The 25850-nt window shown below is 63.7% G+C and carries 20 protein-coding genes; 15 read left to right on the top strand and 5 right to left on the bottom strand.

Going from position 1 to position 25850, the window contains the following annotated elements:
• The 5 genes from K9L28_04370 to K9L28_04350 form a co-directional block, all read left to right on the top strand.
• Positions 1 to 1234: aldehyde ferredoxin oxidoreductase C-terminal domain-containing protein (locus tag K9L28_04370; protein MCF7935555.1), on the top strand; the 1234-nt coding region annotated here is incomplete at its 5' end.
• A gap of 172 nt (positions 1235 to 1406) precedes the next feature.
• Positions 1407 to 2096: a GntR family transcriptional regulator gene (locus tag K9L28_04365; GenBank protein MCF7935554.1), complete on the top strand. Its 690-nt coding sequence runs from the start codon at positions 1407 to 1409 to the stop codon at positions 2094 to 2096.
• A gap of 165 nt (positions 2097 to 2261) precedes the next feature.
• The gene (locus tag K9L28_04360; GenBank protein ID MCF7935553.1) at positions 2262 to 3260 is read left to right on the top strand and encodes a tripartite tricarboxylate transporter substrate binding protein; all 999 of its coding nucleotides are present in this window, start codon (positions 2262 to 2264) and stop codon (positions 3258 to 3260) included.
• Between the two features lie 102 nt (positions 3261 to 3362).
• Positions 3363 to 3809 (top strand): tripartite tricarboxylate transporter TctB family protein, encoded by a 447-nt coding sequence (locus tag K9L28_04355; protein ID MCF7935552.1) that lies wholly within the window; start codon positions 3363 to 3365, stop codon positions 3807 to 3809.
• Between the two features lie 33 nt (positions 3810 to 3842).
• Entirely contained in the window at positions 3843 to 5366 is a 1524-nt protein-coding gene (locus K9L28_04350) for a tripartite tricarboxylate transporter permease (protein MCF7935551.1), read from the top strand.
• A gap of 76 nt (positions 5367 to 5442) precedes the next feature.
• Here the strand turns inward: K9L28_04350 and K9L28_04345 are convergent, their stop codons facing one another.
• Entirely contained in the window at positions 5443 to 6363 is a 921-nt protein-coding gene (locus tag K9L28_04345) for a DMT family transporter (GenBank protein ID MCF7935550.1), read from the bottom strand.
• 228 nt (positions 6364 to 6591) lie between these two features.
• Between K9L28_04345 and K9L28_04340 the strand changes: the two genes are divergently transcribed.
• From K9L28_04340 to K9L28_04295, 10 genes are all read left to right on the top strand, one after another.
• Positions 6592 to 6804, top strand: coding sequence for an SHOCT domain-containing protein (locus tag K9L28_04340; protein ID MCF7935549.1), 213 nt, complete (start codon positions 6592 to 6594; stop codon positions 6802 to 6804).
• 394 nt (positions 6805 to 7198) lie between these two features.
• The gene (locus tag K9L28_04335) at positions 7199 to 9073 is read left to right on the top strand and encodes a hypothetical protein (protein ID MCF7935548.1); all 1875 of its coding nucleotides are present in this window, start codon (positions 7199 to 7201) and stop codon (positions 9071 to 9073) included.
• 31 nt (positions 9074 to 9104) lie between these two features.
• Complete coding sequence (locus K9L28_04330; protein MCF7935547.1) at positions 9105 to 10274, top strand: hypothetical protein; 1170 nt, start codon at positions 9105 to 9107, stop codon at positions 10272 to 10274.
• 349 nt (positions 10275 to 10623) lie between these two features.
• The gene (locus K9L28_04325; GenBank protein MCF7935546.1) at positions 10624 to 11871 is read left to right on the top strand and encodes a phenylacetate--CoA ligase; all 1248 of its coding nucleotides are present in this window, start codon (positions 10624 to 10626) and stop codon (positions 11869 to 11871) included.
• Between the two features lie 504 nt (positions 11872 to 12375).
• On the top strand, positions 12376 to 14016 hold the full coding sequence (locus K9L28_04320) for a 5-guanidino-2-oxopentanoate decarboxylase (GenBank protein ID MCF7935545.1): 1641 nt from the start codon (positions 12376 to 12378) through the stop codon (positions 14014 to 14016).
• A gap of 3 nt (positions 14017 to 14019) precedes the next feature.
• The gene (locus K9L28_04315) at positions 14020 to 15156 is read left to right on the top strand and encodes a betaine/proline/choline family ABC transporter ATP-binding protein (protein MCF7935544.1); all 1137 of its coding nucleotides are present in this window, start codon (positions 14020 to 14022) and stop codon (positions 15154 to 15156) included.
• Positions 15157 to 15162: 6 nt separating this feature from the next.
• On the top strand, positions 15163 to 15876 hold the full coding sequence (locus tag K9L28_04310) for an ABC transporter permease (protein MCF7935543.1): 714 nt from the start codon (positions 15163 to 15165) through the stop codon (positions 15874 to 15876).
• Positions 15877 to 15942: 66 nt separating this feature from the next.
• A complete protein-coding gene (locus K9L28_04305) occupies positions 15943 to 16863 on the top strand; it encodes a hypothetical protein (GenBank protein MCF7935542.1) in 921 nt (306 codons plus the stop codon).
• Positions 16864 to 16967: 104 nt separating this feature from the next.
• The gene (locus tag K9L28_04300; protein ID MCF7935541.1) at positions 16968 to 17891 is read left to right on the top strand and encodes a hypothetical protein; all 924 of its coding nucleotides are present in this window, start codon (positions 16968 to 16970) and stop codon (positions 17889 to 17891) included.
• 138 nt (positions 17892 to 18029) lie between these two features.
• Positions 18030 to 19898, top strand: coding sequence for an aldehyde ferredoxin oxidoreductase family protein (locus tag K9L28_04295; GenBank protein ID MCF7935540.1), 1869 nt, complete (start codon positions 18030 to 18032; stop codon positions 19896 to 19898).
• A 207-nt stretch (positions 19899 to 20105) separates the two neighbouring features.
• Here K9L28_04295 and K9L28_04290 read toward each other — a convergent pair whose 3' ends face one another.
• The 4 genes from K9L28_04290 to K9L28_04275 form a co-directional block, all read right to left on the bottom strand.
• The gene (locus K9L28_04290) at positions 20106 to 21089 is read right to left on the bottom strand and encodes a uroporphyrinogen decarboxylase family protein (GenBank protein ID MCF7935539.1); all 984 of its coding nucleotides are present in this window, start codon (positions 21087 to 21089) and stop codon (positions 20106 to 20108) included.
• The gene (locus tag K9L28_04285) at positions 21086 to 21901 is read right to left on the bottom strand and encodes a hypothetical protein (GenBank protein ID MCF7935538.1); all 816 of its coding nucleotides are present in this window, start codon (positions 21899 to 21901) and stop codon (positions 21086 to 21088) included. Before K9L28_04285 ends, K9L28_04290 begins: the two co-directional genes overlap by 4 nt.
• A gap of 17 nt (positions 21902 to 21918) precedes the next feature.
• Positions 21919 to 23520, bottom strand: a complete 1602-nt coding sequence (locus K9L28_04280; GenBank protein ID MCF7935537.1) for an ASKHA domain-containing protein — start codon at positions 23518 to 23520, stop codon at positions 21919 to 21921.
• A 122-nt stretch (positions 23521 to 23642) separates the two neighbouring features.
• A complete protein-coding gene (locus tag K9L28_04275; protein ID MCF7935536.1) occupies positions 23643 to 25700 on the bottom strand; it encodes a molybdopterin-dependent oxidoreductase in 2058 nt (685 codons plus the stop codon).
• Positions 25701 to 25850: the final 150 nt, after the last annotated feature.

Raw genomic sequence — 25850 nt, 5'->3', positions numbered from 1 at the left:
GCGGCGGCTGCGGGAGAGCGCCTTCGGTCGGGTCCACGCCGAGGGGGGCACCCTCTGGGCCTATCTCAGAAACGGTTCGGCCAGGGCCCACGGGGTCCGCAACATGACCTCCGAGTACTGGAGCGATCAGGCCATCGCCGCGGTCTCCAGGGAGGCCGTGGAGCGCTCCATGATCGCCCGGCGCGCCTGCTTCTCCTGCCCTGTGCCCTGCAGCGCCCTCTTTGCGGTGGACGGTGCGACGGTTGAGGGGGTGCAGGCCAATATGTACCGCGCCTTCGCCACCAATGTGGATGTCCGGGACGCCGGCACGCTGCTCCGGGCCAACCGGCTGGTCAACGAGCTGGGGCTGGACTGCGACCACACCTCCGCCGTGGTGGCCTGGGCGATGGAGCTTGTGGACCGCGGGCTGCTGGCGCAGCGGGAGATCGGATTCCCCCTGCGCTGGGGGGCCGGTGGGGCCATGCTGGGTCTGATCGAGGCCATCGGGTATCGGCGCGGCTTCGGCGATCTGCTGGCGGAGGGGCTCGACGCGGCCAGCCGTTCCCTCGGAGAAGAGACACGTCCCTACGCCAACCTGGTGAAGGGGAACGCCGTCATGGAGGCGGGCTTCCGTTCCCATCCGGCCTGGGCGCTCGGTATCGTCACCAGCGCCAAGGCGGCGGGGCATCTGCGGGGCGCCCCGGCCCAGGAGTATCAGGCCGAGGCGGGATCCCTGCGGCCGGAGACATCGCAGGACCTCTTCGGCTTCGTCTTCCCCGGCCTGGAGGCCACGCCGCAGCAGCGCGCCGCCCTGGTGGCCTGGCAGGAGCGCTACAAGGCGGTGCTGGACTGCATGGGGCTCTGCACCCTCTCCTCGGCGTGGATGGATGCCGAGCTCTACCATCCCGAGGAGATCGCCGGGCTCTACAGCGCCCTGACCGGGATCGAGACCTCCGGGGAAACGCTGATGGCCTACGGCGAGCGGCTGAACAATCTGGAACGGGCCTTCAATCTGCTCTACGCCGGATTCGACCGGTGCCACGACTATCCGCCCAGGCGGTTCATGGAGGAGCCCCTGCAGGAGGGCCGCTACGCCGGCGCCCGCCTGGAGCGGGGCGAGTGGGAGGCCATGCTCGACGCCTACTACCGCGAACACCACTGGGACGAACCCACCGGACGGCCCTTCCCGGAGACACTGGAGCGCCACGGCCTCTCCCGGCTGGCGGAACAGGCCCGGGACCGGCTGCCTGCCTGACGCCGTCCTCCCCTTCTCTTTTTTCGATTCAACTGGTGCTTTATGATCATGTACCGGCGGATGCTGTCCCCTGCCTTGACGGGCAGGGGACAGTTGTATAGAATATTCGTATCCCTAGGGTATCCTGTATCCAGGACCCTGGATGCTACGGCACACGATCGGAGTGATCTCTGTGAAGTCAGCGCTGGAACAGCTACGTCCCCGGGAGGTGGCCCCTCTCCGGGAGGATATCTACAAGGTGCTCCGGGAGGCGATCTTCCGCGGCGAGCTCGAGGCGGGAGACCACCTGGTGGAGACGGAGCTTGCCGAGCGTATGGGCGTCAGCCGTACGCCGGTGCGGGAGGCGCTGCGCCGCCTGGAGGCGGAGGCGCTGGTGGAGCACGTGCCCCGCAAGGGTGTTGTGGTCGCCGGTGTGACCGAGGACACGATCATCGAGGTCTACTCCATCCGGGAGGCCCTGGAGACGCTGGCGATCACCTTTTCCAAGGATCAGGCGACGGAGAAGGAGCTGGCCAGGCTGGACGAGCTGGTGGAGGAGGCCCGGCGGCACAGCCACGACGGCGAGGACGACGCCCTCTTCGATGCCATGCGGTCCTTCTCGGAGCTCCTGGTGGAGACCTGCAAGCGGCCCCGTCTCATCCGGCTGGTCCATACCTACCACAACTATCTGCAGCCGCTCCGCAGCCGGGGTCTGCGCAACCACGAGCGCCGCGATGTGGCCATCGACGAGCACGCGGAGATGGTGGAGGCCCTGCGCAGGAAAGACGAGGAATGGGCTGTCGAGGTTGTGCGCCGGCATCTCCGGGGGGCCAGACAGGCCTGCCTGCGTTCGTTCCGCGAGGAGCGGGAGCGCAGGGGATGACGCTGTGTCGGACAGGCGATGGCGCCTGTGTCGATAGATTCCAGAGGGCGATCCCGATACCGAGAGGAGCGTGGTAGGTGACGCGGAGCAAGAGCGAGGGCGGTTCCAGGCAAAAGGGAACTCCGGGTGTATCCGGATGAACGTGCAAAGGAGGTTTTTGTGCATATGTTTCGCAAGAGTTTGCTGCTTACAGGATTGGCAGTTGCGTTGCTGGTAGCCTTTACCGGTGCGGCTCTGGCCGCAAATGACGACTATCCGTCCAGGCCCTTCGAGTGCATCGCGCCGGCGGGCCCGGGCGGCGGCTGGGACACCACCATCCGCATGTCCACCAAGGTGCTGACCCAGGAGGGGCTCATCGAACAGCCCATGCCGGTGACCAACAAGCCGGGCGGCGGCGGCGGCGTGGCGCTCTCCTACGTGCAGAAGCGCGAGGGCAGCCCCTACACGATCATCGTCTATTCCCCGCCCCTGCTTCTCATCAACCTCACCGGTCAGACCGAGCTGAGCTACGAGGACGTCACCCCCATCGCCATGCTGATCAACGACTACGGCGCCTTCGCCGTTCCCAAGGACTCCCCCTATGAGGACCTGGGCGATGTCATGGAAGCCCTGAGGAAGGATCCCAAGAGCGTCACCATCGGCGGCACCTCCTCCCCGGGGAGCATGGACCATATCCAGTTCCTCAAGGTGGCCAAGGCAGCAGGCGTCAAGAACCTGAAGGAGATCACCTACGTGCCCTTCCAGGGCGGCCAGAGCCTCGCGGCCGCCATGGGCGGACACATCGACCTGGTGACCACCGGTATGGCCGAGACTGTCGGCCCCATGCAGTCCGGTGAGATCCGGGTGCTGGCCATCACCTCCCCCGAACCCATTGCAGAGGGCCCCATGTCGCAGGTGCCCACCGTCCGCCAGGCTGGCGTCGACACGGAGTTCATCAACTGGCGCGGCCTCTTCGGCCCGCCCGAGATGCCCCAGTACGCCGTTGACCACCTGCAGGAAGCGCTCTCCAAGATGGTCAAGACCGAGGCCTGGGACGAGATCTGCACCAAGAACGGCTGGACCAAGGCCTTCATGGGTTCCGAGGGTTTCGGTGACTTCCTCGAGAAGCAGAACGAGCAGTACAAGGACCTGCTGAAGAGCATCAACATGTACAAAGGCCAGTAGGCCGGGCCTTTGGACGTTTCCTGCCGATTCCGGTAGTGTGCGTCATACGCTGCGGGGCGGTGCGTCCGCCTCGCAGCGTTCTCACTCGGGAGGGGGATTCCAATGCATAAGGATTTGACGGTAGGCATCGCCGGTGTGGTGATCAGTCTGCTCTATTCCGTCCAGGCGATGCAGCTCCCCAAGGCATCCATCGGCAACCCCTGGGCCCCCGTGCTGTTTCCCATGGGGCTTGGGCTGGTGATGCTCTTCGTGAGCGTTCTTTTGATCCTCAAGGACCTCAGGCGCAGAAAGGAAGGCGCGGCAACGGAGGCCTTCGGGGCGAGCAAGCTGGGTCTTGCCATGATCGCCGGAACGATTGTGCTCGGCATAGTCTACGCCCTGATTTTTGAACCTGTTGGCTTTATCCCCGCTACGCTGATCTTCATGGGTGGGCTGCTGCTGATGGCAGGCGGCTGGAGCGGATGGCGGGGCACCCTCGTGGTGGGTTTTGGGTTCACCTTCATCGTCTGGTACGTCTTCGAGAAGGTGCTCAGGATCATGCTGCCCTGACGGCGCCCTGTCTGAGAGTGAGGAGGAGATCCAATGGGTGAAATCTTTACGAATCTGGCACTAGGATTTACCGTTGTCCTCGATCCCCTGAACTTCGCGCTGCTGCTTGTCGGGTCGGTGCTGGGGACGGTCTTCGGCATGCTGCCCGGTATCGGGCCTGCAACCGGCATCGCCCTTCTGCTGCCGCTCACCTTTGCCATGAAGCCGGAGACGGCGCTGATCATGATGTGCGCCATCTACTACGGCGCCATGTACGGCGGTTCCAGGGGATCCATCCTGCTCAACGTGCCCGGCGACGGGGCGGCCGTGGCGGCCACCTTCGACGGCTACCCCATGGCACAGAACGGAAGAGCGGAGGCGGCGCTGGCCATTTCGGCGATTGCTTCCTTTATCGGCGGTCTGATCGCTACAGTGATCTTCGTCTTTCTTGCGCTTCCGGTGGCGCGCTTTGCGCTGAGGTTCGGCCCGCCGGAGTACTTTATGCTCATGATCTTTGCCCTCTCCGCCACGGCCTCGCTGACACAGAAGTCGCTGCTCAAGGGCTTCTTCGCCCTTGTCATGGGGCTGATGGTGACCACCGTGGGGATGGATCTCATGGCCGGTGTCCGGCGGTTTACCTTTGGTGTGCAGGAGCTGCAGTCGGGGATCGACTTCATTGTGGTGATCGTCGGTGTCTACGGTATCGGCGAGGTCTTCACCAACTACGAGAAGATCGCCGCCAAGGCGGCCAAGCCGGTGCAGGAGAAATTCGGCAAGATCTGGATCACCATGGAAGAGTGGAAACAGAGCATCGGGCCCATCCTGCGGCAGACGCCGGTGGGCTTCTTTGTGGGCGTGCTCCCCGGTTCGGGCGGCACCATCGGCTCCATGATGGGCTACAACAACGAGAAGCAGATCTCCAAGCACCCCGAGAAGTTCGGCACCGGGACCATCGAGGGGCTCGCCGCGCCGGAAGCGGCCAACAACGCCGCGTCGGTGGGTGCGCTGATCCCCATGATGACCCTGGGTGTGCCGGGGTCGGGAACCACCGCCGTGATGCTCGGGGCGCTGCTCATCCTCGGGCTCGACCCGGGGCCCATGCTCTTCGAGCACCATCCCCACGTGGCCTGGGGGATCATCGCCAGCATGTTCATGGGCAACATCGCCTGCGCCGTGATCAACATCCCCCTGGCGGGGCTGCTGGTGCGGGTGCTCTCGGTGAAGCCCAAGTACCTCTACCCGCTCATTGTCGGCCTGGCCTTCGTGGGGGTATACACCATCAACTACAGCGTGGTGGACTTCTTCCTGCTGCTGGTTTTTGGTGTAGTGGGGTATCTGATGAAAAAACTCAAGATCCCTATCGCGCCCTTCATTCTGGCCGTTGTGGTGGGCGGCGGGATGGAGCAGTCCTTCCGGCAGGCGCTGATGGTCTCCCAGGGGGACATGACGATCTTCTTCCGCTCCACCATCTGCAACGTGCTCTTCGGGCTCTCCGTCCTCTCCGTCTCCTGGCCCTTCATCTCCGAATGGCGCAAGAAACGGAAGGCCCGGCAGGCCGGGGGGACTTCCGGCCGATAGATCCCGTAGCACTGCGTGCATGACAACGCGGCTCCCATCCCGAACGGAAGGGAGCCGCGTTTACTGTGTGGAGTGGCTATGCGGGCGTGTCCGGGGCCTCGGGGATCTCGCCCTTCTTCTTCTGTTCGCCCCGGGTGGCCACGTAGATGCCGGTGAGGATGAAAGCACCGCCCAGGTAGGTCAGCGGCGGGACGGCCTCGCCCAGGAGGAACCAGGCGAAGATGGGGCTGAAGATCGGCTCGCCCAGCAGCGCCACGGAGACCAGACTGGGCGTGACGTAGCGGAGCGCCCAGTTGTAGCTGCTGTGCCCCAGGATCTGCGAGACGATGGCCATGCCCCAGAAGGCGATCCAGGTGGTCTGGCTGTAGCCGAAGGCGGGGAGTCCCAGAAAGGCGATGATGATCCAGAGAACCACCGCCGCCGAGGTGTAGCAGATGGCGGTGTAGCTCAGCAGCGACATCTTGGGGCGCACCACCCGCCCGGTGAGGAAGTAGGCGGTGGCGCAGAGGGCCCCGGCCAGGGCGAGCAGGTCGCCGGTGAAGGCCCTGCCGCCGATGGCGAAGTCGCCGGCGCCGATGATGACCGCCCCGCCCACGCTGAGGGCGATGCCGATCTTCTGGAGCCTCGGCACCCTGTCGCCGGTGACGAAGGGCGAGAGGATGGCCGTCCAGACGGGGATGGTCTCCACCAGCACCACGCTGCTGGCCACGGTGGTGAAAAAGAGCGAGGTGATCCAGGTGATGAAGTGCAGCGCCAGGAAGACGCCGGCGATGATCACGTAGAGCAGGTCGCGTTTCGAGAGGTTCCTGAGCTCCCTGGGGCAGCAGACCAGGGCCGCAGGCATCAGGATCAGCGCCGCCAGACCGGCGCGGTAGCCGGAGATCACCAGCGGCGAGGCCTCGGCGAAGCGGGCGAAGATGGCGCCTGTGGAGATGGCCAGGATCCCCAGACCAAGGACAATAAGCGGCGACGCGTGGGTTTTCTGTTTTGCCGTCATGCATTCATTGTGTACGGACAGGCCGGGGGAGTCAAGGGAAAACCTGAGCGGCGGATCGTTGGTGAATCTCCGTTTTTTGGTCCGCCTCCTGAGGAGTATGGTGCTCTTCCTGCGCTATGTGGCTGATGGAAACGTGTATCCCTTGGGGTATTCTTGATTGTGGGACACAACGCTGTTCTCCCCTCTATGGAGGTTGTGTTCCATGCAGAGAGCGAAGGAGGAATGAAGATGCATTTCTTTGGCGGAAATTGCTGGGGAATGGGATGGGGCGGCATGCTCATCGGCGTGGTCGTGGTGGTCGGCATTGTGGCCCTTGCGGTTTCCATGTTCAGGAAGGAACCGGAGAAGAAGCCTCCCCTGGAAGTGCTGAAGGACCGGTACGCCCGGGGTGATATCGACAGGGAGGAGTTCGAACAGCGCAAGCGGGACCTGGGCTACTGACATCCTCTGTCCGGGAGCGCACTTTTCCGCAGGGAGAGTCCAGTCACATTCCATGTGGATGGGGGGGTGAACAAGGTGCTTCGAGAGCACGCCTCGTCTGAATACATAACGCGGAGCGGGAGGACGCTGCCGTATGGGAAAAGCTCCCCGGCCGGGGTGATCCTTTCACTGTTCGGCCGCAGAAGTTGTTCCTGGGATTGACATTGTCGCGGGGTTAAAACATAATAATAAATCAGAGCAGCAAATCAACCTTGTTCGTGGGCATGGGCGCTTTTGTTTCCCGGCGGAAGCCGGTCGTTTTCTCCAGGGACGAGGAGAGAGGCGGACTATACGCATGGCGCTACCGGGAGTGATGAGGACATTGCAGAAACTTCAGGTATTGTGCAGTTTGCCGATGATCCCAGGAAACCGGGGGTTGTCCATCGCCCTCCTGCTGATTCTGTTTGGCTCATTGCTTTGCCCCTCCGCTGCCACTGCCGTGAATACAGCGCAGGAGAAACCTCCTGTCCTGGCGCTCCAGGCCGACGGCCAGGGCGGGCTCTATCTTGCCACAGCAGAAAGAGCGGGAATCTACCACTCTCCAGTGGGAACGCGCTCCTGGAACTATCTGGGAGAAAGGCTCCCTTCTTCCTATCATTATTCCCTGCACCGAAGCCGGCAGGGTTCTCTCTATCTCGCCACCTACGAGGCATTGCTCCATTCAGATGACGGTGGAGACTCCTGGACGCCCATGAGGAACGACGGCTGGATTCGAGACGTCCATGTAACCGCTTCAGGAAAACTCATCACCCTGCATTGGAACGAGGGGCTTCTATGGCAGGACGGACAGAGCGGGGACGTGCACGAAGCCAAAGGAGAGCTGGACGATCACCTGGTGACGGCATTAGCCGAAAACGAATCGGGCCGGCTGTGGGCCGGAACCTTCGGCGGGGGTGTCTTTTCCTCCGACGATGGGGGGATGAGCTGGCAGGGCATCTCGGACGACCTCCCCAACCCCTTCGTCCTTGCGCTGGCGTGGTCGCCTTCCTCGGCGTCTCTCTATGCGGGGTGTCTTGAAGGCGGTGTCTTCAGGTGGAACCAAAATGGTTGGATCTCTGATTCGGCAGGGCTTCCCGAAAAGACCAACGTCCAGGTGCTGAGGATAGCGAAGGACGATAGCGTGTGGGCTGGAACAGAGACCAGGGGCTGCCATATCTTGCCTTCCGGAAAGGACAGGTGGCAGCCGGTTCCTGCCAGAGGAAAGCGGGCCTCCTCGATATGGGCCCTGGAATCAGTAGGTGACCAGATGGTGGTGGGCACAGCAGCCAATGGGCTCTTCCTGGCGGAACAGGACGGTACAGGATGGATGCCGCTGCCGATCTTCGACCCGGTCATAGGGTTTGCCGAAACGGGAGAGAGTGGGGTTCTGGCCCTCACACAATCGGGAAGGCTCTTCCGCTCCCCTGATGGAGAATCCTGGGAAGATGCGGGGCAGACAGGCATCGGGGCTCCCTGCACGGCGCTTCTTCATCTGGAAGGGGATCTCCTCCTTGCCGGAGGCCCGGGAGGGATCTACCGGTCCACCGACAGTGGTACGTCGTGGACCAGGGTCAGTCTCCCGTCAGCCCTGGGCAGGCTTCACGACAACACGGAGAAATCCGGGGCCGGCGATGTGGTGGCGCTCGCCGAAGCGGGAGAGGCTGTCTTTGCCATCACCTGGATGCAGGGGTTGTTCCGCTCAAATGATGCCGGGAAGAGCTGGAAACAGGTCGAGGGAATCGAGGGCAAGTATTTCCGATCCCTTGCCACAGACGGAAGCAACGCTGCAGCCGTGGCGACGGATTACGGTATCTCTTTTTCCCGGGACGGCGGGGCCACCTGGAGAACCATGAAGACTCCCCCCGATGGATGTGCTGTCGCCTTCGACGGCACCGGATCTCTTTGGGGCTCCTCCCGCCTCGATCTCTGGCGGGGAGCACCTGAAGAGGACTCGTTGCAGACGGCCAATCGAATGCAGGGATACCAGTATACAACCTCCCGATTCTTCCGGCAGATATTCGCGGCAGACTCGTCAGATACCGTAGTGGCTCTGAGCAATACCGGTACTCTTTTCCGGTTCGTCACCGATCCGGAAACGGGAGAGCGGATGGCCAGGGCGACAAATCTTTCCGATTCCGAGATCTTTTCCTTCATTTCCCTTGCTGATGGCGGATTGCTCCTGGGCACTCGGCAGTCCCTTTATAGATCCGATGATGGCGGAATGATCTGGAAGAAGGTTGAGCTTTACTGAGCACAGCCGAATGGAGGGGGGATCAAGTATTGTGAAAGAACTCTACCGGAGAATAGCCATGCTTTCCCTGCTTTTGCTGGCCCTTACCTTTTTCTTTTTCCTTCGGACAGGTCTCTTTGTCCGTATCAAGGTTGCCGATATGGGAGAAGAATACCGTTCCACCTTCTCCCCGCAGAGGAACACATGGGGAGCAATGGGGGCGGCAAGGCGCTTTATCCGCTCCAGCAGCGCCTTCCAGCCTATCGCGCCCTTTATCAATTCGAAAGCTCAGAGCACAGTCTCCAGCCCCCAATGGGCGCACTTTTTTTCAGAGATACAGCGTGCTGCGGCCCATCCACTGGGCACTGGGTACTGGGCGGAGAGCGACGGTGCGGGGAGGGCCTACTTCCACGCCAGCGAACCCTTTTTTGCCGAAACCATCGAAGATATGGGAGACAACAGACTCCAGCTGTACATCAAACGTTCCACCCAGGCAGGGCCGGAATTCCTCGACGTACTACTCCTGGACCCGGTCGGCGCCGTTACTGACCCCGCCCCCCAAAGGCTAGTCTACCCCTACCGTCATCTCGCCCTGTTCCCTCTGCCGTTTCTGCTGCTCCTCTTCCTGTTTCCTCGCAGAAACACACCACCCCCGGGGGCACTTACCTACCCCAGGCTGTCTACGTCGCTCATCCCTGATATTGTTGGCCTGATCGGAGCAGGGGTCTTCTTTGCGCTTCCCTTCGCAATGGTTTTAGAGATTGAGGGGAACGGCCGTATTCTCGATTTCCACACCGGTTATGCCTATGCGACGCTCTTTTTCTGGAGTTTGGCTTTCATGTGGGCCTCTGCCCTGTACTGGACGGCCAAATATTCTTCCTTTTACCTCAGTATCCAGCCGGAGGGGGTGCGTGTCAGCAGGTTCGGAAAGGAGTACGAGATGCCCTTTCACCGGATCGACACTGTGGAATTTAAGAGCTATAGGCCCCCCCGAGGGCTGTTGCCACTCCTGGCCGTTACAAACCCACGGTTGGCGGGGCATGCCCTGCTTCTGGCGGGCCGGAAAGATTGGGGGCTGTGTTTTCGCCTGACCGACGGCAGCTCGGTCAAGCTTTTGTGCTCCAACATCCCTGGTATCGAGCGGCTTTTCCGCACCCTCCGCGCGAAGCGGGTCAAGCTGTCGCCAGAGCTGGAAGATGCGCTCGCCGAGGCGGGCCTGTAATAGACATGCCACCTCTGTCTTCGCGGGCGGCATGTCCCTGGTCCCGGAGAGGGGTGACGCGTTCGCTGTCCGGCCGCAGGGGTGCCTCTGCCCTTGACGCCTCCGGACCGCTGTGGTATAAACCCAACCATCAAAAGGGACGGCATGTCCCTTGTGGAGGTACCGGATGATACGGTCCAGCCAGATTCAACATGTACGCACTGCCAATCGGTTTTTCTTCTTTTTTAGCGCGGGTCCTGCTCCAGGGACCGGCGCCTGATCGCGCTGGACACCCGAGAGCAAGGGCCCTCACCCAAAAGCGGTGGGGGTCCTTTTTTTGTACCTTTATATCACCCAGGGAGGGATAGGAATGATGTACAGAGTGGAGACAAGCGGAGAGAGTCTGCAGGGACTGGTCAGGCGAATGTGGGAGAAGGCCCCGGCCTACCGGGCGAAGATGGAGGAGACGGGGGTCTTCCCCGACGATATCAAGGATCCAGGCGATCTCTCCCTGCTGCCCTTCACCACCAAGGACGACCTGCGGGACGGTTACCCCCTGGGGATGCTCGCCTGCGATCCCAAAGATCTCATGCGGATCCACGCCTCCTCGGGGACCACCGGCAAGCCCACGGTGGTGGCCTACACCAAAAGGGATCTTATCCTCTGGTCCCAGGCCATGGGCGACTGTCTGCGCATCGCCGGCGTGGGCGCCGAGGACATCGTGCAGGTGGCCTACGGCTACGGGCTCTTTACCGGAGGACTGGGGCTCCACTACGGCGCGGAGGACCTGGAGGCCACGGTGATCCCGGCCTCCGGCGGCTTCTCGGAACGGCAGCTGATGCTCATGGAGGATCTTGGCTCGACGGTGCTGGCCTGCACGCCCTCCTACGGGCTGAAACTCGGCGAGATGATCAGGGCCATGGACGACCGCGACCGGCTCAATCTCCGGGTGGGGATCTTCGGCGCCGAGCCCTGGTCCGAGGAGATGCGCATTCGGCTGGAGGACGACCTGGGGATCACGGCGCTGGATATCTACGGCCTTTCGGAGGTTATGGGGCCCGGTGTGGGCATCGAATGCCCCGCCCAGAGCGGTCTCCACATCGACGACCGGCTCTTTCTGGCGGAGGTGATCGACCCCGATACGGGCCGGCAGCTGCCTGAGGGCGAGGAGGGCGAACTGGTGATCACCACGCTGGGCAAGGAGGCCATGCCGGTGGTCCGCTACCGGACGCGGGACATCACCCGGGTGCTCCCCGGCACCTGCGGCTGCGGCCGGAAGGGGACGCGGATCGAGCGCATCCGGGGGCGCACCGACGACATGCTGATCATCCGGGGGGTCAATGTCTTCCCCTCTCAGGTGGAGGTGGCCCTCGGCAGGGTGGAGGAGCTCTCCATGCACTACATGCTGGAGGTGAGCGAGCGGGGCGGCATGAACGAGCTCACCGTGGTCAGCGAGGCGGCGGAGCCGCTTTCCGGGGAAGCCATGGCGCAGCTCACCAGGAAGACCTCCCACCAGCTTCTCTCGCTCCTCGGCGTCCGCGTGGGCTGTCGGCTGGAGCGTCCCGGGACGCTGGAGCGCTGGGACGGCAAGGCCAAGCGGGTCCGTCGGGTCGCATGACGGCAAAAACCTAATCAATAGCAGGCTATGGGCGGGCTGTACAGAGCAATGAGACCCATCTACGGCTTCGCCCATAGTTGACTTTTTGGCCCGTATCCCCTATCATACCTTCATGCTGCGCAGTGCAGCGAGTGACCTCTGTGGACAGCGAGGTGCTTTGAGTACAGGGGTACTGTCCGCAGATGCGCGTATCATCTATCGATATTTCTTTTCCGTACCGTCCTGTCTGTTCGCGGCTCCGTAGATGCGCGGCACTGGCCGCCTCCCCCTCGCATGATCTGCATGCAGCGAGAAGCACTTCCTGAACGAACTCGTTTGCACCCAGTGCCTTGCCAGTCAAGGCCACAGTGTTGTGGTTCCCCCTGCCTCAGCCACGCGGAAGCCGCTGGGGCGTCTGCGATGTACAATACATACTATTCATGCGCTTTTTTGAAGCCCAACGATTTCGATTCTCTTTTCCGAGCGATCCGTCTACCATGATTTTGACACGAGAAGGGTGGTTGTATGGAATTGGCGACAGGAGGCCAACTGGTTGTCCAAACCTTGAAATCCCAGGGTGTGGACACCATCTTTGGTATTCCGGGGATCCACAATCTCGGTATCTACGATGCGCTGTACGACAGCGGTATCCGTCATGTCACGACCCGGCACGAACAGGGCGCGGGGTTCATGGCCGACGGCTACGCACGGAGCACCGGGCAGGTGGGGGTGGCGCTGGTCATCTCCGGGCCCGGCATGACCAACATCCTCACCCCCATGGGCGAGGCCTACCACGATTCGGTGCCCATGGTGGTGATCTCCAGCGAGATCCCCACTGCCTGGATCGGCAAGGGCTGCGGATTTCTCCACGAGCTGCGGAACGCCACAACGGTGATGGGGGCCGTGGCCAAGGAGAGCCGCTGCGTGACCAGCGCCGCAGCGATCCCCGATGCGCTGGCCGATGCCTTCCGCCTGGCTGTAACGGGACGCCCCGGGCCGGTCCATGTGGCGGTTCCCATGGATGTCATCAACGGCGCCTGCCGGGAGGAGGCCCCCATCCCCGATCCGAAGGGCCCCTCCCCGCTGCCGCCCCTGGACGGGACGCAGCTCGATGCGGCCGCCCAGCGACTCGCCGGGGCCGAACGGCCGGTGATGTATCTCGGCGGCGGAGCCGCGGGGGCAGCCGAAGAGCTCACCCGTCTGGCCGAGCGGCTCGATATGCCTGTGCTGCAGAGCATGGCCGGAAAAGGCGTGGTGAGCGAGGACCATCCTCTCTGCATCGGCACCCGGATCCACCTGCCGTCGGTGCGGGAGTATGTCGCCGGCTGCGATGTGATGCTTGCCGTGGGGACGGAGATCTCCCCCGCCGATCTCTGGGAGTTCCCGCTGCAGCTCGGCGGGAGCCTGATCCAGGTGGATGTGGACGCCGCCAACTTCGACCGGAATTTCCGTGCCGATATCGGCATCCGGGGGGACGCCGCGGAAGCCGCCTCCGCCCTGATGGAGCGCCTGGACGTTGCGATTCCGATCGGATGGGACACCGTCACCGCGGTGGCCGGCCTGGTGAAACGCTCCCGGGAGGAGGTCAACGGCATCACCGGTATGGGCGGAGAGTTCCCGCTCATGCTCGATGTCCTGCAGGGGATGCGCGCAGGTCTGCCGGAGGAGGGGAAGCTCTTTATCGACATGGCCGGGGCCGCCTATGTGGCCCTCAGCGAGTTCCCCGCCCGGCACCCGCGGACCTTCCACCACCCTGTGGGGTTCGGCACGCTGGGGTATGCCCTGCCCGGAGCGATCGGCGCCAAGCTGGCTGAGCCGACGGCGCCGGTCTGTGTCTTCTCCGGCGACGGCGGCTTCCAGTTCACCCTGCCCGAGCTGGCCGTGGCCGCCCAGGAGGGGCTGACCTTGCCCATCATGATCTGGAACGACGGCGGGTACGGCGAGATCCGCCGCAACGAGGCGGTGCTCCAGCCCGGAAGACGTATCGCCGTGGACCTCCGGGGACCGGAGTTGCAATCCCTTGCCGGAGCCTACGGTATCGCCTACGAGGCTGTGGAAAACGGCGCGGAGACGGAGCAGGCACTGCAACGCGCCTTTGCCAGGCAGTGTCCCACGCTCATCGATGTGCAGGCGACGCCACCTTCAGAGACGAAAGGAGCCTTGTAAGCCATGGTGCTCTTTGAACATGTTTCCAAGGTGTACCCCAATGAAACCAGGGCAGTGGACGATCTCAATCTCAGGATTGAAGAGGGCGAACTGGTCACCTTCATCGGTCCCTCGGGTTGCGGGAAGACCTCCACACTGAAGATGGTCAACCGGCTCGAGGACTGTACGGAGGGCACGATCTACGTCAACGGCCGGGACATCTACAGCATCGACGCCGTGCAGCTCCGCCGCGACCTGGGCTACGTGATCCAGGAGATCGCCCTGATGCCCCACATGTCGGTGGCCGAAAACATCGCCATCGTCCCCAGGCTGCTCAAATGGCCGCAGAAGAAGATCACCAAGCGTGTGGACGAGCTGCTGGAAATGGCCAATCTGCCGCCCCGGGAATACCGGCACCGCCTGCCCGGAATGCTCAGCGGCGGGCAGAAGCAGCGCATCGGCGTGCTGCGGGCCATGGCGGCCGATCCTCCTGTCATCCTCATGGACGAGCCCTTCGGCGCGCTGGACCCGCTGAGCCGGGGCAGTCTGCAGGACGAGTTTCTCCTGATGCAGGAGCAAATGAAAAAGACCATTGTCTTCGTCACCCACGACATGGACGAGGCCATCAAGATGGCCGACAAGATCGTTCTCATGCGCAACGGCAAGGTGGAGCAGATGGGGACGCCGGAGGAGCTCCAGGAGGAACCCGCCACGGAGTTCGTCAAGAACTTCATCGGCGAGGACCGGCTCTCCCAGATCTCGCCGGAGAGCCCAGTGGATACCCTCGTTGCGCCGCCGACCATCCAGGTGCGTCCCAGCAGGGGCGCCAAGGATGTCCTGGATATGATGGAAGACGAAGACGTGGAGTTCGCCCAGGTTGTCGACAAGCGGGGAAAGTGGGTCGGCATGGCCCATGCCTCGCTGCTGAAACGGGCGGCCAGGAGAGACGGGACAGCCAGGGATGGCGTCCGGCAGAACCGGGTTCTCTGTTCGGCCGACGCCAACATGCGCGATGCGGCGGAGATGCTTGCCGACAGGGATATGCCCATACCCGTGGTGGACGAAGACGGGATGTTCCTGGGTATCATCACCAGCGGCGAGGTCGCCAAACTCGCCATCGGCCGGTTGTCGCGGACAGCCGTTGCCTCGGAGAAGGAGTGACACATTATGTACGGTGACCAGTCCTTCTGGGTATTATTTTATGAATATGTAACGCGTTATTATATGCGCATCCTCAACCTGACGATGGAACATATCATGATCTCCGGCATCGCACTGGGGATCACCCTGGCGCTCTGTGTCCCCCTGGGGATCTACCTGACGCGGAACGAGAAGATCACACCCTACATCATCGGCGTGGCCAACGTCTTTCAGACCATCCCCAGCCTGGCGCTGCTCGGTTTTCTCATCTTCGTCTTCGGGATCGGCAACGACAACGCCATCTGCGCGCTCTTCCTCTACGCCATGCTGCCGGTGCTGCAGAACACCTATACGGGCATCAAGAATGTCCCCAGCGAGCTGACCCAGGCGGCGCGGGGGATGGGGATGAAAGACATGCAGATCCTCATGCGGGTGGAGCTGCCGCTGGCGCGGCCGGTGATCCTCGCCGGGATCCGGGTGGCCATGGTCTGGATCATCGGGACGGCCACGCTGGCTTCGGCCATCGGCGGCGGAGGGCTGGGGAAGCTGATCTTCTCGGGGCTCGCCTCCATCCGCAACGAGGTGGTTCTGGCCGGCGCTATCCCCGCCACCATCCTGGCCCTGATCGCCGACCAGGGGATCAAGATGCTCCAGCGCCATTTCAGCCCCGAGCAGAAGGCCGAACGTCTGAAACGGAAGGCTGAGGAACGGCTGGAAGCGGCGAACGCCCAAGCCCAATAAAGCTTCAAGCTGTGCAGTACGTCCCGGTTGCGGGGCGAAAATCCATACAAGGAGTTGGTTCAGTACATGCGAAATGGTATATGGTTTGTTGCACTGACGGTGGTGTGCCTCTTTGTTGCAGCAGGGTTTGTTGCTCCTGCAGCGTCCTACGCCGAGGAGAATCCCATGGAGTACGAGGGTACGGTGAGTATCGGTGCCCAGACGGTGAACGAATCCATCGTGCTGGCCTGGATCGCCAAGACACTGATCGACACGCACACCGGGCTGGACACGACCATTACTACCGATTTCCAGGCATCCTCCGTGCTGCACCAGGCCATGCAGCGCGGCCAGCTGGATATCTACCCCAACTGGACGGGGACCCAGCTGACGGGGATCCTCCGCTATGAAGGCCCCAAGCTTTCCGCCGAGGAGTCCTACCAGAAGGTCAAAGAGGGCTTCGAGGAACACTTCAACGCCACATGGCTCAGACCCCTGGGTTTCAGCAACACCTACATCATGGCCGTCCGGCGCGAGACCGCCGAGGAGTACGGCCTTGAGAAGGCCTCGGACCTCAAACCCTATGCAGAAGACTGGACCCTGGGCACGGACAACAACTTCGACATCCGGCCAGACTGCTATCCCGGCTGGTCCAAGGCCTACGGCATCGAATTCGATGACGTGCTGCCCATGCAGTATTCCATGATGTACATGGCCATCGCCAAGGACGAGGTGGAGGTCATCGCCGCCTACTCCACGGACTCCCGTATTCCCAAACTCGACCTGGTGACCCTTGAAGACGACAGGAACTTCTTCCCCGACTACAGCGCCTGCTACGTGGTGAAACTCGATATCCTGGACAAGTACCCCGCCGTCAAGGAGATCCTCAGTCGGCTCAGCGGCACCATCGACGTGGAGACCATGGGTAAGCTGAATATGCGCTACGACAGCGGCGAGGAGCCTGAGGACATCGCCGACGACTTCCTCAGCCGGAGAGGGTTGATCTAGAGGGAGGCAGTGTGAGGAGGGTCTGTTCTTCGGAACGGGCCCTTTTGGGAGAGAGGGGGCGCAACAGAGCCCCAGGATTGAAAGGAGAGCTGTAGAATATGCGTATGAAAGGTTTTCTGATCGCTGCGGTATTCGTATTGATGGCCTTTGCGGCAGTCAACACCGGGAGCGCCGCGCTGGCGTCAGGTCACACCGATCCCATGGACTACGACGGCACCATCATGGTGGGAAGCCAGACGGTGAACGAGACCACGGTGCTCGCCTGGATGGCCAAGCACCTGATCGAGGAGTATTCCGGCCTCAACGTGAAGATCAACACCAACTTCGCCGCCTCGGCGGTGGTCTTCCAGGCCATGCGCGGCGGCGAGGTGGACATCTTCCCCTCCTGGACGGGGACCATGCTCCGGGGGATCCTCCGCTACGAGGGCGAGAATCTGCCTCCCGAGGAGTCCTACCAGAAGGTCAAGGAGGGCTTCGAAGAGCATTTCAACGTTACCTGGGCGAAGCCCCTGGGCTTCAGCAACACCTACGTGATGGCCGTCCGCGAGGAGACCGCCGAGGAGTACGACCTCGAGAAGGCCTCGGACCTCGCGCCCTACGCACCCAAGTGGAAGCTCGGCGGCGACGAGAACTTCGACACCCTGCCCGACGCCTACCCCGGCTGGTCGGAGGCCTACGGGATCGAATTCAAGAAGGTGCTGCCCATGCAGTACGCCATGATGTACAAGGCCATCGAGAACAAAGACGTTGAGGTCATCGCCGCCTACGCCACGGACTCCCGCATCAAGAAGCTCAACCTGGAGGTGCTGGAGGACGACAAGGAATACTTCCCCGACTACAGCGCCTGCTATGTGATCGACATGGAGACGCTCGACGAGTATCCCGCCGTTCTCGACATTGTGGAGAAGCTCAGCGGCGAGATCGACGCCAAGACGATGGCCGCCCTGAACCTCCGCTATGACAACGGCGAAGAGCCCGAGGACATCGCCGGCGATTTCCTGGTGGAGCACGGCTATATCGGCAAGTAGGAGCAGCGACAAAGGGCGCGCCCCTGTTGGTGGCACACCGGCGGTGCGTGCTACAATTTACAGTGAGAACGACGGGGACCCGGGTGGGGTCCCCGTTCGTTCATCCCGACAGACCACAATCATAGGGGAGGTAGTGAAATGACGACGCAACCTGGCTATGCCGGAGCGGAGCTCTGGATCGACCTGACCACGGGACAGAGCAGTGCGGAACCGCTCCGGGGGGACCTGCGGAGATACATCGGTGGCGCGGGCTACGCCGCGCGGCTCTTCTACGACCGGATGGAAGCCGGTACGGACCCTCTCGGCCCTGACAACCTGCTTCTGGTGGGCACCGGACCGCTGACGGACCAGCGGGTGCCCGGCGGGGGGAGCATCGAGATCTGTTTCAAATCGCCCCTCACCGGCGCCTGGGGGGAGAGCCGCATGGGCTGCGATGTGGGCTTCGCCCTCAGGAAGGCGGGCTACGACTTTCTGATCGTCCAGGGGGCCGCCGAGAACCCCGTCTACGCCGTCGTTGACAACGACGGGGTGACCCTGAAGGATGCCTCCCACCTGGCGGGCAGGCATACCCTGGACAAGGAGGCCGCCGTGCGGGACGAGGTAGGTCAGGACTACCTGGTGCTCTCCATCGGTCCGGCAGGGGAGCAGGGCGTGCTCTTTTCGAGCGTCATGCACAGCCACCGTGCCGCCGGCCGCTGCGGCGGAGGCGCGGTGATGGGGTCCAAAAACCTTCTGGCTATCGCCGTAAAGGGTGCGAAAGAGGTGACCTTGGCTGACCAAGAGACCTTCGCCGCCAAGTCCAGGGAATTCCACAAGGTGGTGCTGCAGAACCCGGTGAGCGGCGGGTTCAAGGAAGGGGGCACCATGATGGGCTACGCCTTCTCCGATGCCTCCGGCGACCTGCCCACGAGGAACTGGCAGTCCAACTCCTTCGGCAAGGGCAAGGAGGTGGCCACTCACTTCCAGAAAAAGAACCTCATCAGGGCCCGGGGCTGCTACTCGGGCTGCACCATGCAGTGCGGCCGCTGGCTCCACGTTCCCGACGGGCCCTACGCCACGCCGGAGCACGAGGGCGGCGAGTACGAGTCGATCTCGGCTTTTACCGCCTTCATCGGCAACGAGAACGTCGATGCGGCTGTGCATGCCTCCTGGCTCTGCAACGAGTACGGCCTGGACACCATCTCCGCCGGTGCGCAGCTGGCCTTCCTCATGGAGTGCCGGGAACAGGGGATTGTCTCCGAGGAGGACCTGGAGGGGCTCCACATCGCCTGGAACCAGCCGGAGGATCTCGCCGAGGGCTTGCGCCGGATCACCTACCGGGAGGGCCGGATCTACAGCCTGCTGGCCGACGGCGTGCGTGCGGCGGCGAAGGAACTCGGGCCCAGGGCGGAGGAGCTCGCCATCCACGTCAAGGGTCTGGAGGGGCCGGCCCACGACCCGCGGGGCGGCAAGTCCCTGGCGCTGACCTACGGGACGGCGCCGCGGGGGCTCTGCCATATCCATCCCTTCGAGACCAGCGGCTGGGACGGCGGTAAGGGCGACAATGATCTGCAGCCCTACGGCCTGCGCGACCCCAACGAGGTGGATGCCCTGGAGGAGCACGGAAAGGGCAACGACGTGGCCATCCTGCAGGATGCGGGGCAGCTGCCGGATGTGCTGGTGACCTGCAAGTTCTATATGTTCTCCGGCATGAATGTGGACCGCGACGCCGAGCTTCTCAACGCCGCCACCGGCTGGGAGATGACCGGCCGGGAGCTGCTGGAGGTGGGCGAACGCACCCTCGTGCTGGAGCGTCTCTTCAACATGCGGGAGGGGCTCTCCCGCAAGGACGACCTGCTGCCCGAAAAGATGCGCAGGAGCCCGGCCTTCGGCAAGTTCGGCGGCAAGCCCGAGAGCGCCATCAGCGACTACGAGGGCATGCTCGACGAGTACTACGAGGCCAGGGGATGGGACAAGGAGACCGGCGCCCCGAAACAGGAGACGCTGGAGCGGCTCGGGCTGGCGTAGCGGAAGGCAGCGCGGACCCGCCGGGCTCTCCGGGGGGAGCACTCCGCAGGAACAAGGAAGGGTTCGATACAGGAGGCCCGGCGGGGGGCGCACCCCCGCCGGGCCTCCTGCTGTGTAGAGGTGTCGGGCTCGGCTGTCCGGCACAGCTTCCCTGTCGGAGTGGGCTGTTCCGGAGCCCGGCCCGCCCTCCCGCTCCCGCTGAAGCGGCTAGAGCGGTTCCTTCCCGGCTTCTACGAAGGCCTTCACGTTTTCCATGGGTGTCCCCAGGGGGAGGTCGCAGCCCGTGGAGAGGACGAAGTTTGGGTGTTCCGCCATCTCTTTCCGCAGGTCCAGCACGGCTGTGCGGATGGCTGCGGGGTCCTTCTGCATCACCGTCTGGACGGGGCTGATGTTGCCGATGAGCGCCACGTCCCCGGGGCAGCGACGGGCCAGCTCGGGGAGGCTCACGTTGGCGTCCAGGCTCAGCCCCTCGGCGCCGGTGGCGCACATCGCCTCCAGGAGATGACCGGAGTTGCCGCAGATATGGAGGATCTTCCAGGCCTGCGGGACGGAATCGAAGAGCTCCCTGCAGTAGGGCCCGGAGAATTTGCCGAAGTGCTGGGCCGAGATCATGACGGCAGACGGTTCGAGAATGGTGTACACCTCCACGCCCGCTTCGACCAGGGCGGCGGCGTACTGTTTGATGACCTCCGTGGATTGTTCCACCAGTCGTTTCACGAAATCGGGATCCTTGATGCAGGAGACGCAGAGGTTTGTGGTGCCGGCGAGCTGCGATGCCAGCGTGAAGGGACCGATGGTGTAGGCGCTGATCGGTGTATCCAGGGTGTCCCTGGCCTGTCTGACGACCTCCACGAAGGTGCTCATCCTGCCCGGGAGGTCCTGGGAGGTATCCAGATCGCCGAGCTTGCTTGCGTCGGTGATGGGCGAATGCTCCACCGAAGGGGGTGCGTTGTCGTCGAACTCGATGCTGCAGCCCAGCGCTTCGGCCTCCACGGTGAGATCCATGAAGAGAAAGAGCGCGTCCGGCGATACGGCCTCTTCCAGAGCCTTGAGGCTGGCCGTCTGGGTCGCCGGGTCGGTGAGATTCGCTTTCAGCGTCGTTCCCGTCAGGGGTGCCCCGGGATGCCCCAGCAGGGGGGCCACAGGTGTCCTGCCCAGGTCGTTTGCCCATTGGAGAATGCGGTTTGTCATCGCGTCGTTCCTCCTTTTTTGGTGGTGGTCGATGCACGGTCGGTGTGGCTGGTCTCGTTTCGGGGGCTCCTCCCCCTGGCTGTCAGATGGCAGCCGCCGAGCTGGTAGTAGAGGCAGCGGACGCCCAGACAGGGGTTGCAGGGAGGAGGGCCTTTCTGGATGCCCTCCTCGCCCTCGCCGACGGTGACAAAGGAGCACTGGCTCTTGCCGGGATGGAGGACGTAGCCCTTCCGTGCCGTCACGCCGATGGTCTCCCCTGTCTTCCCGACGGATTGGATGCGTTCCATCATGTGGCTGTCGATACCGCTGAATCCGGGGTAGAACTCCTCGGTCAGGCTGAGCCCCCGGGGTTCGGCCACCCCCTTCCGGAGCCAGTCCAGCAGTGCGTCGTGGATGGCAAAGAGCATCAGCGTTCCCGTCACATCCAGCAGGAGCCCCCGTATCCGTTCTCCGTTCCGGGAGGCCATCTCGGCGCTCTCTTCCTCCAGCCTGCTTCCGACGGTCCAGACGGCCATGGCGATCAGGCTGTCCTTTCCTTCTTCCCTCTGCAGATCCTGCCCGAAGGTCTCCCGGCCGGTAGGGGCGTCCATGAGTACCACCCGCGCCCTGGGGTCCGCAAAGCGCTGTTCGGCCTCGCCGTGCCAGTATGCCAGGAATTCATCCACGTTCTCGAGGTGCTTTGTCCCCATCCTGCGGTGGTGCTCCCGGAGATGGGAGAAATCTACCGTCACGGGAACGGCGTCGACGGTGCCGGCGTCTTCCGGCGACGGGCCGGTGCGGTCGGTGCAGACAATCGTGAGCATGGAAGACATGGGAACCTCCGTGGCTCCTAAAAGGTCATGGCGCCGACAAAGCGCTCCTGGAAGTCGTCCAGTGTGGAGAGCTCGATATACTCCATCTTCTCGGCGATGCTGTAGGTCTTCCCGTAGAAGTGCTTCGAGGCCAGGGCCATGGCGGCGCCGAGTCCGGCGGTGTTGTGGACGCTTGTGATCCTCGCGGCGGGCACGGCGGGCAGCAGTCCGATGCGGAGGGCGCTTGTGCGGTCGATGTAGTTGCCGAAGGCACCGGCCAGAAGCACCTCGTCCACCTCCTCCGCGGGGAGTCCCGCCCGCTCCAGGAGCACCTCCGCGCCGACGCGGATGGCCCCCAGCGCGAGCTGCACCTCCCGGACATCCTTCTGGGTGAGAGAGACAGGGTGGGCATCGTCGGTCAGCAGGAAGCGGAGGATCCCCCGTTCGTTTCGGTCGAGACGGCGGCGGAGCCGGGGATCGGGGCATCGTTCCGGGTCGGTCATCCGGCCGCTTCTGTCGATGATGCCCGCGTCGAGCAGCAGGGCCATGGCGTCCACCAGGCCGGAGCCGCAGAGGCCCCGCGGCGGGTCGCCGGCGATGGTCTGCACCATCAGGTCTCCTTCACTGCAAAAGACCCGCTCGATGGCCCCGGGGGCGGCGGTCATCCCGTTTTCGATGCGCGCCCCCTCGAAGGCCGGGCCCGCCGCCGCGGCGCAGCAGAACAGCCCATCCCGGTTGCCGAGAACGATCTCGTTGTTCGTGCCGATGTCGATCAGAAGGCGCATCGTTTCCGACTCGGCCATGCCCGTGGCGGCCACGCCGGCCACGATATCGCCACCCACGTAGCCCGCCACGTTGGGAATGAGCTTCACCAGACTTCCGGGGCAGCACAAAAGCCCCAGTGAGGCCGCCTCCATGGGCGGCAGCGTGAGGAACGACGGCTTGTAGGGGCTGACGCCGATGCTCTGCGGGGAGATCCCCGCCAGGAGGTGCTTCATCACGGTGTTGCCCGCGGCGGTGATCCCGCTGATGTCTTCTGTTTGCAAGCCGTTACGTCCGGCCAGCTCGGCAAGCCGCCTGTTCATCTCCTCCACCAGCGAGCGCTGCAGCTGCTGGAGCCCTCCCTCTTCGGCGCAGTGGGCGATACGGGAGACCACATCGTCGCCGTAGCTGCACTGGGGGTTGAGAAAGGAGAGGGAGTCCACCACACGCTGGCCGTCGAGGTCCAGCAGGTAGGCCACCAGGGTGGTGGTGCCGATGTCGAAGGCCACTCCGTAGCCGCTCGTATCGGGCGCCCACTGGATGTCGCCGCCGGCGAGCTTGGAGAGAATGGGCGACCCCGCACCGGATGCGCTGTCGATCACGTGGACCTCGGCCTCACCGGCCACGGTGGCGGCGCAGGCGAGGCGGATACCGTCCCGGAGATCCGAGGCACTCAAGAGCCTCCGCTCTGTCTCCGTCGGCGGGGCGGCAGCCCCTGCTACGCGGACGCGGCACTTCCCGCAGCTTCCCGCACCGCCGCAGGGCCTGGCGATCCGCACGCCCGCCCCGGCGGCGACGTCGTGCAGTATCTCTCCCTCCCGCGCCCGGGCGGTGGTGCCGGAGGGCTGGAAAACGATCCGGATGTCCCGTGGTTCCATAGCTTCATCTCCCAACAGTGGATGATCCTTTTCGTGCCGCAACACTATAGGCCTTCGCCGTCAGACACTCAAGCGCGGGGACCTGCCTCAGGCCGCACCGCAACGCCGGGAGGCTTCCGGTGTCACCATGAGGGCTCCTCTTCCGCCGCCTCTACGCGCACCGGGAAGGATTTGAGCAGCGGGAAGCCGGAGATGGGGTCGTTGTCAAGGTCGTGGGTGACGTAGTTCACGTTGTCCCGGCAGAAGCCGTGCAGGCTGTGCACACAGCCTCCTTTGATCTCCCCCTCCTGGACGATGCAGAGCTGCATGGCCACCTCGCCGTGCCGGGAGACGACACGCACCCGCTGCCCGTCGACGAGCCCCAGGGCCGCGGCGTCGCGGGGGTGCATCTCCAGCTCCGCTTCGGGGCAGAGTCTGTTGAACCGCGGGATGTTGTGGTACCGGCTGTGCACGAAAAAGGACTTCCTCGCCCCTGTGGTCATGCAGAGGGGGTAGGTCTCGTCGGGTTGCTTCCTGTAGGCCGGCTGGATGTATTCGGGCAGCTCGCTGAGCCCGAAGCGCCGGAGGTAGTCCGAGGTGAACTCCACCTTGCCGCTTTCCGTGTTCAGAGGGGTGTGCCGCCACTTTTCCAGCCGTATCGGCGTGTAGCGGACCCCCTCGGGATGGGCGGCCAGCTCTTCCGTCGTAAAGGGTGTGGGTTCGAGAATCCAGGCGTTGAGCTCCTCCTCGTTCTCCCAGGGGAAGTACTCCCCGGCGCCCAGCCGGTGGGCCAGGTCGCGCCAGAAGGAGTATTCGTCCTGGACGCCCGGAATGGAAAAGACCCGCTGGGTGAGGTTGAGGAGCTGCAGCGATGCGTGGCAGAAGACCTCCGTCCGTTCCATGAAACTGGCGGCGGGCAGCACGTAGTCGGCCAGCCGGGCCGTCTCCGTCATGAAGAGCTCCCGGACCACCAGCAGATCCAGGCCGGCAAGCGCCTCCTTGACCTTCCGGAGGTTGGGGTTCGTCGAGGCGGGGTTGCCCGCCGTGACGATCATGCCCCGCAGCGGGTAGGGATCGCCGGTGAGGATCGTCTCCATGGCGGTCATGGTGTGGCACTCCTGCCGCTGGTCGTAGAGGACGGGGAAGCGGTCGGCGCCGATGGGGCCCAGGTGGGTCAGCGGCTTCTCGTCGTAGAGGGTGAGGTTGCGCAGCGGCGGGCCCGCCAGGAGGCGGTTGCCCCCCTTGCGGTCCAGTGCCCCGCAGAGCGCCGGCAGTGCGGCGATGGCGCGGATGTTGTTGACGCCGTTCACGTGGTGTTCCAGGCCGACGCCCATGTAGATGGAGACCTCAGGCGAGGCCTCGTAGAGCGTGCGGGCCATCTCCTCCATCTCCTCGGGGGATATGCCCGTCTCTTCGGCGACGGAGGCTTTGTCGAACCCGGCGGCGTAGTCCCGGAAGCGGTCGAAACCCATTGTGTGGTGTTCGATGAAGTCCCGGTCGTACCAGCCCCGGGAGATGAGGATATTGGCCAGGCCCAGCGCCAGCGCGCCGTCGGTGCCCGGCAGGATCCGGACGAAAAGGTCGGCCTGCCGGGCGATGTGGCTGAGGCGGGGATCCACGGCCACCAGCTTTGCGCCCCGCTGCTGCCCCCGCTGGATGCTGTGGGTCATGAAGGGGTGCGTCGACGGGGGGTTGGTTCCCCAGACGAGGATGGCCCGGGAGTTGGCGCAGTCCGGGAAGGGGTAGGCGGAGGTGCCGAAGACGAAGCGGTACCCCATGAACCGGGAGACGAAGCACTGGGAGTCGCAGGAGAAGTAGTTCGGCGTCCCGATGGCGTGGCAGAAGCGCCTGGCCATCTCCTCCTCCTGGTTGAAGCCCACGGCCTCCCCCTTCCAGATGCCCATGCCGCGGTCGCCGTAGCGGGCCTGGATATCGCGTACCCGCCGGGCGATCTCGTCGAGGGCCTGTTCCAGGGGGATCTCCTCCCACCCCTGGGGGGTCTTCTTGAGGGGCCGGTAGAGCCTGTCGGGGGCGTTGACGAATTCCACCGCCGCCTTTCCCTTTGCGCAGAGATGCCCGCGGTTCCAGGGGTGGTCGGGGTTTCCCCGCACACCTTTGACGACACCGTCTTCCACGGTGACCTCCATGCCGCAGTGGTCGTCGCACATCCGGCAGAGTGTCTTTACTGTCTGTTCCGCCATATCTGCCACCTCGGTTTCCGGTCCTGCTGAAAAGCTTCTGAACAGCTCGCGGTCTGCACGGTCGCTTCTTTTGCTTTTCCTATGAATCCCGAAGGGGAGCCCCGCCGGGGGGTGATCCCCCGGGGCGGGACTCCGCCGCTTCTGCGTGTC

It is taken from the genome of Synergistales bacterium (genome assembly GCA_021736445.1).
Taxonomy (GTDB): domain Bacteria; phylum Synergistota; class Synergistia; order Synergistales; family Aminiphilaceae; genus JAIPGA01.
This window is presented reverse-complemented; position numbering and strand designations above follow the sequence as displayed.

What these genes read in the sequence shown, in the direction of transcription:
- K9L28_04360 (MCF7935553.1), top strand. Translation starts at nt 2,262, where the DNA reads ATGTTTCGCAAGAGTTTGCTGCTTACAGGATTGGCAGTTGCGTTGCTG.
- K9L28_04355 (MCF7935552.1), top strand. Translation starts at nt 3,363, where the DNA reads ATGCATAAGGATTTGACGGTAGGCATCGCCGGTGTGGTGATCAGTCTG.
- K9L28_04350 (MCF7935551.1), top strand. Translation starts at nt 3,843, where the DNA reads ATGGGTGAAATCTTTACGAATCTGGCACTAGGATTTACCGTTGTCCTC.
- K9L28_04345 (MCF7935550.1), bottom strand. Translation starts at nt 6,363, where the DNA reads ATGACGGCAAAACAGAAAACCCACGCGTCGCCGCTTATTGTCCTTGGT.
- K9L28_04340 (MCF7935549.1), top strand. Translation starts at nt 6,592, where the DNA reads ATGCATTTCTTTGGCGGAAATTGCTGGGGAATGGGATGGGGCGGCATG.
- K9L28_04335 (MCF7935548.1), top strand. Translation starts at nt 7,199, where the DNA reads ATGATCCCAGGAAACCGGGGGTTGTCCATCGCCCTCCTGCTGATTCTG.
- K9L28_04325 (MCF7935546.1), top strand. Translation starts at nt 10,624, where the DNA reads ATGATGTACAGAGTGGAGACAAGCGGAGAGAGTCTGCAGGGACTGGTC.
- K9L28_04320 (MCF7935545.1), top strand. Translation starts at nt 12,376, where the DNA reads ATGGAATTGGCGACAGGAGGCCAACTGGTTGTCCAAACCTTGAAATCC.
- K9L28_04315 (MCF7935544.1), top strand. Translation starts at nt 14,020, where the DNA reads ATGGTGCTCTTTGAACATGTTTCCAAGGTGTACCCCAATGAAACCAGG.
- K9L28_04310 (MCF7935543.1), top strand. Translation starts at nt 15,163, where the DNA reads ATGTACGGTGACCAGTCCTTCTGGGTATTATTTTATGAATATGTAACG.
- K9L28_04305 (MCF7935542.1), top strand. Translation starts at nt 15,943, where the DNA reads ATGCGAAATGGTATATGGTTTGTTGCACTGACGGTGGTGTGCCTCTTT.
- K9L28_04300 (MCF7935541.1), top strand. Translation starts at nt 16,968, where the DNA reads ATGAAAGGTTTTCTGATCGCTGCGGTATTCGTATTGATGGCCTTTGCG.
- K9L28_04295 (MCF7935540.1), top strand. Translation starts at nt 18,030, where the DNA reads ATGACGACGCAACCTGGCTATGCCGGAGCGGAGCTCTGGATCGACCTG.
- K9L28_04290 (MCF7935539.1), bottom strand. Translation starts at nt 21,089, where the DNA reads ATGACAAACCGCATTCTCCAATGGGCAAACGACCTGGGCAGGACACCT.
- K9L28_04285 (MCF7935538.1), bottom strand. Translation starts at nt 21,901, where the DNA reads ATGTCTTCCATGCTCACGATTGTCTGCACCGACCGCACCGGCCCGTCG.
- K9L28_04280 (MCF7935537.1), bottom strand. Translation starts at nt 23,520, where the DNA reads ATGGAACCACGGGACATCCGGATCGTTTTCCAGCCCTCCGGCACCACC.
- K9L28_04275 (MCF7935536.1), bottom strand. Translation starts at nt 25,700, where the DNA reads ATGGCGGAACAGACAGTAAAGACACTCTGCCGGATGTGCGACGACCAC.